The sequence below is a fragment of the Saccharopolyspora elongata genome (genome assembly GCF_004348985.1).
GTDB lineage: Bacteria > Actinomycetota > Actinomycetes > Mycobacteriales > Pseudonocardiaceae > Saccharopolyspora > Saccharopolyspora elongata.
Genome location: NZ_SMKW01000023.1, coordinates 54,099 through 66,040, shown reverse-complemented (window position 1 = coordinate 66,040; position 11,942 = coordinate 54,099). Strand labels below are relative to the sequence as shown.

Sequence of the window (11,942 nt, the reverse complement as noted above, 5' to 3'; positions counted from 1 at the left end):
CGGGCCGGGCAAGCGACGAACGCGGTTAGGCTGGTGAACCGGACCAACCGGACGGTGGAGGTGGCGTGGCTCGCGGGCGGATCTCCCGGCGCTTGCTGATGCCGGTGCTGCTGGTCGCGGGTCTGTCCGGTTGCGCAGCGCCGCCGATTGCGGACGTGCCGTCACCGGCGCCGGTCGTCGAGCCCGCACTGTCCGAACAGGACATGCCGGTCATCCGCACGGAGTACGTGCACTCCGAGCACCGCAGCGTCCCGGTGGAGCTCTACCTCGCCTACCCGCGCGGCCTCGAATCCACCGAGGACCTGCCGATCGTGCTCTACCTGCACGGCCGCGACGGCGTCCAGCCCACCCCGATCCCGTACGACACGCTGGCCTCGCTCGAGCGGCTGCACCGCGAAGGCACGATCCCGGCGTTCGGCTTCGCCGTCCTCGACGGCGGCTACAACCCGTACTGGAACGACGGATCGGCCAACGGCGACCTCGCCGCCATGCTCCAGGAGGAGCTGCCGCGCTGGCTGCGCGAGCGCGGCCTGGGCGACGCCGACGGCCTGCCGTTCGCCGTGGCGGGCATCTCCACCGGCGGCTTCGGCGCGCTGAACTACGCAGCGGACCGCAACCTGGCGGGTCACCCGGTCGCCGCGGTCGGGGAGGTCGCGCCCGCGCTGCAGGTGAGCTGGGAGGGCATGCGGGAGAAGGAGGCCTTCGCCACCGAGGAGGAGTGGCTGGCCGCGGACCCGTTGCGCCGCCTCGGCGACCTCGGCGGCGTGCCGGTCGGCGTGTGGACCGGCGACTCGGACCCGTTCCTGGACGGCATCGACCAGCTGATCGAGCGGTACCCGAACACCCCGGTGGTCACCTACCTGCCCGGCGGACACGAGGGCGCGGTGTTCGAGGCGGTCGGCACCGAGTTCGTCCGGTTCCTCGCCGACGCCCTGCCCGCCGCGGACTGAGCGCCCGCGGGCCCGTCACGCCTGGTGGGCCACCAGGTGCTGGAGGAGCAGGCGGGTGAGGGTGTCCGGGGCCTCCTCCGGGATCCAGTGCGAAACGTCCTCCAGCATCTCGAACCGGTAGGGCCCGGTGACGTGGTCGCCCGTGACCAGCGCCGCCGTCGAGCCGATCGCGGTGTCCTCGGTGCTCCAGACGTACAGCGTAGGCACGGTGATCGGGCCGATCTTGTGTTTCTCGAAGCGGTGCGCGCGGTACCAGTTCAGCGCCGCCGTCAACGCGCCCGGTTCGGTGAACCGCTGCACGTAGTCGTCGACGTGGTGCTGGGGCACGCCCGGGTAGTAGATCTGCCGCAGCTTCTTGGCGTTGTCGGCGAGCAGGGTCTTCTCGGCGGTGGAGGACCGGTACAGCTGCATGTACGCCGACCGCTGGTGCTGGTCCTCGTCGGTGCGCATGGCCTCGCCGAACGGGTCCAGGTGCGGCACCGACACCGCCGTCAGGGTGCGGACGCGGTCCGGGTGCTCCGCCGCCGTCGCCCAGGCGACGATCGCGCCCCAGTCGTGGCCGACCAGGTCGAAGCGATCCCAGCCGAAGTGCTCGGCGATGGCCAGCACGTCGCCGACGAGCTCCTCCAGCCGGTAGTCGGAGACCTTCTCGGGCCGCACGCCGGGGGAGTAGCCGCGCTGGTCCGGCGCGACCGCGAAGCACTCCGCGCCGCCGAGCACCGAGAGCTGCTCGCTCCACTGCACCGCGGCCTCCGGGAAGCCGTGCAGCAGCAGCACCGGGCGGCCGTCCTCGGGACCGGCGGCCAGGGCGTCGAACTTCCCGGCGGGAGTCGGGATCTGGATGTACTCGGCCACCCGGTCACTCTACTGGTGCGCCGAACGGCGGATCATAGAGCAGCGGGACAAGAAACACACCTCCTTGATCAGGGAAGGCTTGCCTAATTAAGGTTCGTGCGGTTTCGCCGGTCGCGGGGGGCGCGTCGGCGGTGTCGACGTTCAACCCCGATCGAGAGGAAACCCAGATGCGCCAACGACGAATCGTGCGCACCGCGGGCGCACTGGTCGCCGCCGGGCTGGTCGCGCTGACCGCGGCCTGCGGCGGTGCCGCGCCGAACGGTGCCGCCCCGGCCGCCGAACCGGGAACGGGCTTCCCGCGGACCATAGCCACCGCCAAGGGCGAGGTGACCATCCCGAAGAAGCCGGAGCGCGTGGTCGTGCTCGACACCGCCGAACTGGATTCGGTGACGCTGCTGGGGATCACGCCGGTCGCGGCGATCCCGCCGCACCTGTCCACCGGCGAGGCGTTTCCGGCCTACCTGCGGGACAAGCTCGGCGACACCGCCCTGGTCGGCCCGTCGGACTCGCCGAAGCTGGAGCTGATCGCCTCGCTCAAGCCGGACCTGATCCTCACCAGCAGGGTCCGCCACGACGCCCTCTACGACCAGCTGGCCCGGATCGCGCCGACGGTGATGACCGAGACGACCGGCTTCCCCTGGAAGCAGAACCTCGCCATGCACGCCGCGGCGCTCGGCAAGGAGGCCGAGGCGCAGGCCGCGCTGCAGGCCTACGAGGCCCGGGCGAAGCGGATCGGCGACGCGATCATCGCCAAGAACGGTGGCACCGCCCCGACGGTGTCGGTGACCCGCTTCATGGCGGGCAAGATCCGGCTCTACCAGAAGTCGAACTTCTCGGGCGTGGTCCTCGCCGACGCCGGGATGGCCCGGCCGCCGTCGCAGAACGCCGACGAGTTCGACAACGAGATCAGCCCCGAGCTCATCGACATGGCCGACGCGGACACCGTTTTCGTCACCACCGCGGTGTCGCCGGAGAAGACCCAGCAGAAGGCCGTGGAATCCAGCGCGCTGTGGACCCGGATGAACGCGGTCCGCAACGACCGGGTGTTCCCGGTTCCCGACGAGACCTGGATGTCGGGCATCGGCGTGCAGGCCGCCAACCTGGTCCTCGACGACCTGGCCGGGGCCTACGGCGTGGCTCCGGCCTGAGTGCAGGAGTCGTGAGTGCGCAACCGGGTTCCAGCCCGGTTGCGCACTCACGACCCGATCAGCCCGCGATGCGGTAGCCCCAGGTGCCGCGGTGGATCGCGCCCGGCCGCAGGGTGATCAGGCCGTCGCCGGTGACGAACGCGTTCGGCGCGCACGTCATCGGCTCCACGGTGATCCCGGCCCGCCCCGGGCGGTCGGTCGCCGGGCTGTCGTCGGTGTAGACCTGCAGGTAGCCGTGCGTGCGGTCGACCCAGAGCTCGGCGGTCACGCCGTCCGGGCGGGCGAACCGCACCACCGCGCCGCCGTCGGCGCCGCGGCTGAGCCCGGTGAACGCGGTGTCCATTTCGGTCGCTCCGATCGGGCGCGGCGACCGGAAGTCGTAGTCGGTGCCCTCGACCGGGGCGGTGCCGGTGGGGATCAGCCGGTCGTCGACGACGTAGTAGGTGTCGGCGGGCAGCTCGAAGACGATGTCGTCGATGCGGTCCCCGCCGGCGCCGAGGTAGGTGTGGTTGGCGGTGCCGAACGGGGCCGCGGTGTCGCCGATGTTCTTGGCGCTCAACGTGCTTCGCACTCCGGTGGCGTCCACTTCGTACTCGATCCGGAACGCCAGCCGGAACGGGTAGCCGTAGTCCGGCGGCAGCACGTACTCCAGGACGACGCCGTCGGCGCGGTGCCGCACGGGCTGCCACTCCACGAAGCTCATCAGCCCGTGCAGCGCCGTGTCCCGCTCCGGCTCGTTGATCGGGACCTGCAGCTCCTCGCCGCCGAAGGTGTAGCGGCCGTGGTCGATCCGGTTGGGCCAGGGCAGGATCGTCTTGCCCTGGTAGCCCTCGCCGACTTCGTCGGCCGGGTGCGTCAGCAGCATTTCGACGCCGTCGGCCTGCCACGACAGCAGCGTCGCCGACACCCCGGCGATCACGGCCCGCTGCCGCCCGGAGCGGATCTCGTACAGCCGCCCGTTCGCCGTCCACCGGCCGCCGCCGGGATCGGCCGACTGCGCGGTGGCGCTGCCGCCGAGCGCGGCGGCGGTGGTCGCACCGGCAGCGGTGGCGAGCGCGGCCCGCCGGCTGAAACGTCGCATCCTGGACCTCCTGGGGAGTGCGCGATTCCGCGAGAAATCGACGTTCACCCGGGTGACGGTCGATTTCTCGCGAAATCGCGCCGGTCCCGGGTGATGTGGCCGAGCTCCGATCAACGGTCGTGATCGCCATCCACTGTGGCCGGTGGCCGACCGGGTCGCCAGTCGTCAGGGCGTGCCGGCGTCGATCACCGCCTGGTTGCGGGCGCGGACCACGTCCGGGTTGGGCTTGAGGATCCGGCGGTCGTAGGTGAAGAAGCCGTTCACCTCGTTCTCCACGTCCGTGGTCTGGGTGTAGATCGCCGCGGACAGGCCGTTGGCCGAGACGATGCGGGCCAGGTCGCCGCTGACCTCGGCGTAGCGGTCGGTCAGCTCGGCGCGGCTGTTGGTCATCTCGTACGCGCCGGGCTCGCCGGGCCACAGGTGGCCCTCCTCGACCAGCCCCAGCCCGCCGTACTCGCCGTCCACCGACGCCCGCTCGCCGCGCACCTCCGGGCTGCCGGGGCCGACGTAGGTGTGGTCGTCGTAGATGTCGCCCGCGCGGCTGTCCGGCAGCGAGTAACAGCAGTTCACCCCGCTGTTGGCGTTGACCAGCCGGGTCGGGTCGGTGCGCCGGACCAGCTCGGCGATCTCGGCCGTGTCGAACTCGCCCCAGCCCTCGTTGAACGGCACCCAGGCCACGATGGACGGGACGCTGCGCAGCTGGTCGATCATGGCGGTGAGCTCGTCGCGGAAGTGCGCGCGGGCTTCCGCGCCGGGCGGCGGGTTACTGCCGGGCGGGTCGGCGAGGTCGATCGGCAGCGACGGCATGTCCTGCCACACCAGCAGGCCCAGCCGGTCCGTCCAGTAGTACCAGCGGGCCGGCTCGACCTTCACGTGCTTGCGCACCATGTTGAACCCGAGCCGCTTGGTCTCGGCGAGGTCGAACCGCAGCGCCTCGTCGGTGGGCGCGGTGTAGATCCCGTCCGGCCAGTAGCCCTGGTCCAGCGGACCGTGCTGGAACAGGATCCGGCCGTTGAGCGCCATCCGCGGCCGCCCCTGCGAGTCGTCGACCAGCTCGATGGTGCGCAACCCGGCGTAGCTGCCGACCTCGTCGACGGTGCGCCCGTCGGCGCCGACCAGCCGGACCGTGAGGCCGTAGAGGTAGGGGTCGTCGGGTGTCCACAGGTGCGGATCGGCCATCGCCAGCCGCAGAGCCGTGTCGGCAGGTCCGTCGGCGCGCCCCACCTCGCGGCCCTCGGCGTCGAAGGCGACCGCCTCGATCCGTTGCCCGGCGCGCGCGGAGGTGCGCGCGGTCAGGTCGAAACCGCGCAGATCCGGGGTGATGTCGAGCTTGGCGATGTGCGCCTCGGGCACCGGTTCGAGCCAGACGGTCTGCCAGATCCCGGACGCGCCGGTGTAGAGGATCCCGCCCGCCTTGTTGCGCTGCTTGCCCACCGGGTACGGGTTGGCGTCGTTTCGGTCCTCGACGGCCACCGCGAGTTCCTGCTTCGCGCCGGGGCGCAGCGCGTCGGTGATGTCGGCGCTGAACCCGGTGTAGCCGCCCTCGTGCACCGCGACGGTCCGGCCGTTGACCGACACCTCGGCCTTCTGGTCCACCGCGCCGAAGTGCAGCAGCAGCCGGTGCCCCGACCAGTCCGGCGGCACCTCGAAGGTCCGCCGGTACAGCATGTGGTCGTCGTGGCGCTGGATGCCGGAGAGCCCGGACTCCGGAGGGAAGGGCACCAGGATCTGCTCGGTCGCCGCGGCCGGCGGGGTCGATCCGCCGCCGTAGGACCACAATCCGTTGAGGTTCAGCCAGCGCTCGCGGGTCAGCTGCGGGCGCGGGTACTCGGGGAGGGCGTTGTCCGGGCCGACCTCGTCGGTCCACGGCGTGGCCAGCGGTGGCGGTTTCGGGCGCCAGGGATCGGCGGCCACGGCGGCGGTCGCGGGAATCCCGGAGGCGGTGGCCAACAGCGTGGTGAGCAGCAGGGCGCGCAGCAGCACGATTGCCTCCAGACCGACTTGCCGAAGAAGGCGAAAAGCAATCACCATTAACCGACAACAATGACCATGAACGCACGCACAGTCAACGCGGCCGAAAGAGCGCCCGCAAATCGGCGCAAGCGCCGTGGATCGGTAGGGCGCATGAGGTTACGTTGTTGGCCCGCTCAAGTGATCGGGTGAATCAGCCGAGTCCAGGAGGGTGTGCACGTGACCGGTCATTCCTCAGCCCAGCAAGGCACCGCGACGGAGGTGTTCCGCACCGCCCGGGACTTCTTGCTGCGGCACCGCGAGGACTACGACACCGCTCGCCGCGATTTCGAGTGGCCGAAGCCGGCCGAGTTCAACTGGGCGCTGGACTGGTTCGACACGATCGGCGAGCGCCGCGACGGCATCGCGCTGTGGATCGTCGACGCCGACGGCAGCGAGCACCAGGTGACCTTCCGCGCCATGACGCGCCGTTCGAACCAGGTCGCCAACTGGCTGCGCGGGCTCGGTGTGTCCCGCGGCGACCGGCTGGTGCTGATGCTGGGCAACCAGGTCGAGCTGTGGGAGACGATCCTGGCCGCGATGAAGCTGGGCGCGGTGATCATCCCGGCGACCCCGCTGCTCGGGCCGGCCGACCTGCGCGACCGGATCGACCGCGGCCGGGCCCGGCACGTGGTCACCACCGCGGCCGACGCGGCGAAGTTCGCCGACGTGCCCGGCGACTACACCCGCATCGCGGTCGGCGACCCGGTGCCGGGCTGGGAGTCCTATGCGGACAGTTCGGCGGCCGACGCGGAGTTCGCCCCGGACGGCCCCACCCGCGCCGAGGACCCGATGCTGCTCTACTTCACCTCCGGCACCACGGCGAAGCCGAAGCTGGTCGAGCACACCCACGTGTCCTACCCGATCGGCCACCTCTCGACCATGTACTGGATCGGGCTGGAGCCGGGCGACGTGCACCTGAACATCTCCTCGCCGGGGTGGGCGAAGCACGCGTGGAGCAACGTCTTCGCGCCGTGGAACGCCGAGGCGACGGTGTTCATCTACAACTACACCCGGTTCGACGCGGCCGGGCTGATGGCGCAGATGCAGCGCTGCGGCGTCACCAGCTTCTGCGCGCCGCCGACGGTCTGGCGGATGCTCATCCAGGCCGACCTCGGCACCCTGACTACGCCACCGTCCAAAGTGGTCGGTGCAGGCGAGCCGCTGAACCCGGAGATCATCGAGCAGGTGCGGCGCGCCTGGTCGGTGACCATCCGGGACGGCTTCGGCCAGACCGAGACCAGCGTGCAGGTCGCCAACACGCCCGGGCAGCCGGTCCGGCCGGGCTCGATGGGCCGCCCGCTGCCCGGCTTCGAGGTGACGCTGCTCGACCCGGTCACCGGGGAACCCGCCGAGGAGGGCGAGATCTGCCTGGCGCTGCAGCCGCGCCCGGTCGGGCTGATGACCGGCTACGCCGACGACACCGAGCGCACCGCCGAGGTGACCCGCGGCGGGCACTACCACACCGGTGACGTCGGATCGCGGGACGCTGACGGCTACATCACCTACGTCGGGCGCACCGACGACGTGTTCAAGGCCTCCGACTACCGGATCTCGCCGTTCGAGCTGGAGAGCGTCCTGCTGGAGCACGAGGCGGTGGCCGAGGCGGCGGTGGTGCCGTCGCCGGACCCGATCCGGCTCGCGGTGCCGAAGGCGTACGTGGTGCTGGCCGGGCAGCACGAGCCGACGCGGGAGACGGCGCTGTCGATCCTGCGCTTCGCGCGCGAGCACCTGGCCCCTTACAAGCGGGTGCGGCGGCTGGAGTTCTACGAGCTGCCGAAGACGATCTCCGGCAAGATCCGCCGCGTCGAACTGCGCGGCCGGGAGGATGAACTGCACCGGTCCGGCGGTGGGTCCGGTGACGGACCCGGCGGTGAGAACCGCGAATTCCGCGAAGAGGACTTCCCCGAGCTGAAGGGCTGAGCCGGGCGTTGCTGCGGTGGCACGCCTCGGGGGCGCGTGCCACACTTCCCCAGGGCCGATGCGGCGAGGAACCTTCCGCCGATCGTCCCGGGCGGGGGGAGCGTGAAGCATGCCTGATGGGGGAGGGCGGCGGCCGGGGGCCGGGTCCGGCGCGGAAAAATGGCTCGCATGCGTGAGGTGGGCACCGTAACATCTGTGCTCCGCGCCGCGATGAACTCAATGAAAAGAGAAAAAGTCAACCGCCACGCTGCCCAGTCTTCATAATTTTGACGGGAATCGCGGTTGTGTAATTTGCAGTTGTTGTGGTAAGGCAAAGCGGGCGTCAGTATACACAGATCGCTGACATTCTGCACTCGCGTGATCGTTGCGTCCCTCGAAATGCGCCGAATCGGCGCAGGTGGCAGCGCATTTATTCACCCAGGGTGACAGTGGAAATCACGCATTCATCGTATTCCGGTGATTAGCGTCACACGTTCGTACGCTTGCTTTGCGATCTCCTTCGCCTAGGTTAGTTAACCGACGCAGGAATATCGCGTCAGGGCCGGTCGGCGAGGGTGCCGACCGGAAGTGATCGGCGTAGGTGTTGCGGCCTTGAGCGTTTCTCGGCTGCCCACGCCGGTACGGGCGTTGCCTTTTTTCGCAGTGGCGACCCGACACGGCCACGAGACGAGCTCGGGGCACGGATTTGCGCGGCCCCGAGTTCTGCGGTGGCGCATGACCAACGTGAGTGGTGGGAGTGAAGAATGGCGAAGAGCGTGGACGATCTTGCTTCGAGTGAGCAGCCCGGATCTCAGGACACCGCTGGTCTGGTGGCGCGCGAGGAGCAGGTGTTCGGCGAGAACCCGTTGGAAGTGCGCGAATCTGACCACTACACGTACGAGTACGTCGGCGGTTTCGTCGAGAAGTGGGACGAGCTGATCGACTGGAAGAAGCGCTACCAGAGCGAGGGCTCGTTCTTCATCGACCAGCTCAAGGCCCGTGGCGTCCGCTCGGTGCTCGACGTCGCCACCGGCACCGGCTTCCACTCCGTGCGGCTGCTGGAGGAGGGCTTCGACGCGGTCAGCGCCGACGGCAGCCCGCAGATGCTGGCCAAGGCGTTCAGCAACGGACTGACCTACGGCGGCCACATCCTCCGCGTGGTGCACGCCGACTGGCGCTGGCTGAATCGTGACGTCCACGGCGAGTACGACGCGATCATCTGCCTCGGCAACTCCTTCACGCACCTGTTCTCCGAACGAGATCGGCGCAAAGCCCTCGCCGAGTTCTACGCGATGCTCAAGCACGACGGCGTGCTGATCATCGATCAACGAAATTACGACTCGATTCTGGACAACGGATTCTCGTCGAAGCACACCTACTACTACGCCGGCGAGGACGTTTCCGCGGAGCCCGATTACGTCGACGAGGGCCTGGCGCGCTTCAAGTACACGTTCCCGGACAAATCTGAATTCTTCTTGAACATGTACCCGCTGCGGAAGAACTACACGCGGCGGCTCATGCGCGAAGTCGGCTTCCAGCGGATCGACACCTACGGCGATTTCCAGGAGACCTACCACGACGCCGAACCCGACTTCTTCATCCACGTGGCGGAGAAGAAGTACCGGCCGGACGAAGAGCTCTCCGACGTGTACTCGACCGCGGTGCACACCGCGCGGGATTACTACAATTCCGAGGACGCGGACAACTTCTACTACCACGTCTGGGGCGGCAACGACATTCACGTCGGCATCTACCAGACCCCGGACGAGGACATCGACAGCGCCTCACGCCGCACCGTGGAGCGGATGGCCGACAAGGTCGAGATCACCCCGGACACCCGCATCCTGGACATCGGCTCCGGCTACGGCGGCGCGGCCCGCCACCTCGCCGAGACCTACGGCTGCAAGGTGTCCTGCCTGAACCTCAGCGAGGTCGAGAACGCCCGGAACCTCGAGTTCACCCGGGCCGCGGGGCTGGACGAGCTGATCGAGGTCAAGGACGGTTCCTTCGAGGACATCCCGTTCCAGGACAACGCCTTCGACATCGTCTGGTCGCAGGACGCGATCCTGCACAGCGGCGACCGGGAGCGGGTCCTGGAGGAGGTGTCCCGGGTGCTCAAGGGCGGCGGCTCCTTCATCTTCACCGACCCGATGGCCGCGGACGGCGCAAAGTCGAAGGACCTCGGGCCGATCCTGGACCGGCTGAACCTGGAGACGATGGGCTCGCCCGGCTTCTACCGCCGCGAGCTGGCCCGCCTCGGCCTGCAGAACTTCGACTTCGAGGACCTGACCGAGTTCCTAGCCGTGCACTATGGGCGCGTTCTAGACGTACTCGAGAGCCGGGAAGCGGAGCTGGCGGACCGGATCAGCGACGAATACCGCGCCAAGATGAAGACGGGTCTGAAGAACTGGGTCGCAGGTGGCAAGGCGGGCAACCTCTCCTGGGGCATCATCCACGCCCGCGCCTGAGAACGATGCCGGAGATGGGATTGGTCGTTGTCCTTGAAGCGGCGCAGCCGCTTAGCCCACGCACGCCACTGGCACCGCCGCGGGTTCTCAGACGTCGTCTGGCGAGGACAGCCCGGACGCCGTGTATTGGTCATACACAAGTCGGGGATCCCGGAGTCCAGGCGGCGTGTGAGGTTCCGCTACCGGCACCGCCACGCAAGACGAGTCTGGAAACAGTCAGCTGAGACCCCCTCTGGAAAACGTCACTACCGTACGCAAGGATCAGTGCTGCATCAGCTGTGAGGTGAGGAGCAGTCGTGAGTGAGATCAACCGCAGGTTGTTCACCAGTGAGTCGGTGACCGAGGGGCACCCGGACAAGATCTGCGATGCGATCAGCGACGCTGTGTTGGACGCGTTGTTGTCCCAGGACCCGCGGTCGCGGGTGGCGGTGGAGACGCTGGTGACCACCGGCCAGGTGCACGTGGCCGGTGAGGTGACCACCGACGCTTACGCGGACATCCCGACGATCGTGCGGGAGAAGATCCTGGAGATCGGCTACGACTCCTCCGCCAAGGGCTTCGACGGTGCCTCCTGCGGTGTGAACGTCGCCATCGGCTCCCAGTCGCCGGACATCGCGCAGGGCGTCGACGACGCGCACGAGTCCCGCGTCGAGGGCGTCATCGACGAGATCGCCAAGCAGGGCGCCGGCGACCAGGGCCTGATGTTCGGCTACGCCTGCACCGACACCGACGAGCTGATGCCGCTGCCGATCGCGCTGGCGCACCGGTTGTCGCGGCGGCTGACCCGGGTCCGCAAGGACGGGGTGTTGCCGTACCTGCGGCCGGACGGCAAGACGCAGGTGACCATCGAGTACGCCGGTGACCAGCCGGTGCGCCTGGACACCGTGGTGCTGTCCACGCAGCACGCCGCCGACATCGACCTCGAGGGCATGCTGGCGGGCGACATCAAGGCGAAGGTCATCGACCCGGAGATCGAGCGGGTCGGCCTGGACTCCGGCGACACCCGGCTGCTGGTGAACCCGACCGGCCGGTTCGTGGTGGGTGGCCCGATGGGCGACGCGGGCCTGACCGGCCGGAAGATCATCGTCGACACCTACGGCGGCATGGCCCGCCACGGCGGCGGCGCCTTCTCCGGCAAGGACCCGTCGAAGGTGGACCGCTCGGCTGCCTACGCGATGCGCTGGGTGGCCAAGAACGCCATCGCCGCGGGCCTGGCCAGCCGCATCGAGGTGCAGGTCGCCTACGCGATCGGCAAGGCCGCGCCGGTGGGCCTGTTCGTCGAGACCTTCGGCACCGAGAACGTCGACCCGGTGAAGATCCAGGCCGCGATCAACGAGGTCTTCGACCTGCGGCCCGCCGCCATCGTGCGTGACCTGGACCTCTTGCGGCCGATCTACGCCCAGACGGCAGCGTACGGTCACTTCGGGCGCAGTGACGTCGACCTGCCCTGGGAGCGCACCGACCGGGCTGAGGCGCTGAAGAGCGCCGCCGGTATCTGACGTCGACCTTCGAGAGTCGTGGCGGCAGA

At 69.2% G+C, this 11,942-nt stretch carries 8 protein-coding genes; 5 read left to right on the top strand and 3 right to left on the bottom strand.

Annotated features, from left to right (window positions below):
* Positions 1-65: 65 nt before the first annotated feature.
* Positions 66-950, top strand: coding sequence for an alpha/beta hydrolase-fold protein (locus E1288_RS18695; RefSeq protein WP_207954428.1), 885 nt, complete (start codon positions 66-68; stop codon positions 948-950).
* A 15-nt stretch (positions 951-965) separates the two neighbouring features.
* On the opposite strand, the gene E1288_RS18690 is transcribed toward E1288_RS18695, so the two are convergent.
* Positions 966-1,805, bottom strand: a complete 840-nt coding sequence (locus E1288_RS18690) for an alpha/beta fold hydrolase (RefSeq protein ID WP_132486779.1) — start codon at positions 1,803-1,805, stop codon at positions 966-968.
* Between the two features lie 167 nt (positions 1,806-1,972).
* On the opposite strand from E1288_RS18690, the gene E1288_RS18685 reads away from it, so the two are divergent.
* Positions 1,973-2,953, top strand: a complete 981-nt coding sequence (locus E1288_RS18685; RefSeq protein WP_132486777.1) for an ABC transporter substrate-binding protein — start codon at positions 1,973-1,975, stop codon at positions 2,951-2,953.
* A gap of 58 nt (positions 2,954-3,011) precedes the next feature.
* On the opposite strand, the gene E1288_RS18680 is transcribed toward E1288_RS18685, so the two are convergent.
* Together E1288_RS18680 and E1288_RS18675 are read right to left on the bottom strand one after the other, a co-directional pair.
* Positions 3,012-4,034, bottom strand: coding sequence for an aldose 1-epimerase family protein (locus E1288_RS18680; protein ID WP_132486775.1), 1,023 nt, complete (start codon positions 4,032-4,034; stop codon positions 3,012-3,014).
* A 165-nt stretch (positions 4,035-4,199) separates the two neighbouring features.
* Positions 4,200-6,017, bottom strand: a complete 1,818-nt coding sequence (locus tag E1288_RS18675) for a glycoside hydrolase family 2 protein (protein WP_132486774.1) — start codon at positions 6,015-6,017, stop codon at positions 4,200-4,202.
* 201 nt (positions 6,018-6,218) lie between these two features.
* Here E1288_RS18675 and E1288_RS18670 point away from each other — a divergent pair, with 201 nt between their 5' ends.
* The 3 genes from E1288_RS18670 (at position 6,219) to metK (ending at position 11,913) form a co-directional block, all read left to right on the top strand.
* Entirely contained in the window at positions 6,219-7,967 is a 1,749-nt protein-coding gene (locus tag E1288_RS18670) for an AMP-binding protein (RefSeq protein WP_207954427.1), read from the top strand.
* Between the two features lie 743 nt (positions 7,968-8,710).
* Positions 8,711-10,414, top strand: coding sequence for a glycine/sarcosine N-methyltransferase (locus E1288_RS18665; protein WP_132486772.1), 1,704 nt, complete (start codon positions 8,711-8,713; stop codon positions 10,412-10,414).
* Between the two features lie 296 nt (positions 10,415-10,710).
* A complete protein-coding gene (gene metK / locus E1288_RS18660) occupies positions 10,711-11,913 on the top strand; it encodes a methionine adenosyltransferase (protein WP_132486770.1) in 1,203 nt (400 codons plus the stop codon).
* The last annotated feature ends 29 nt before the right edge of the window (positions 11,914-11,942 follow it).

What these genes read in the sequence shown, in the direction of transcription:
- E1288_RS18685 (WP_132486777.1), top strand. Translation starts at nt 1,973, where the DNA reads ATGCGCCAACGACGAATCGTGCGCACCGCGGGCGCACTGGTCGCCGCC.
- E1288_RS18680 (WP_132486775.1), bottom strand. Translation starts at nt 4,034, where the DNA reads ATGCGACGTTTCAGCCGGCGGGCCGCGCTCGCCACCGCTGCCGGTGCG.
- E1288_RS18665 (WP_132486772.1), top strand. Translation starts at nt 8,711, where the DNA reads ATGGCGAAGAGCGTGGACGATCTTGCTTCGAGTGAGCAGCCCGGATCT.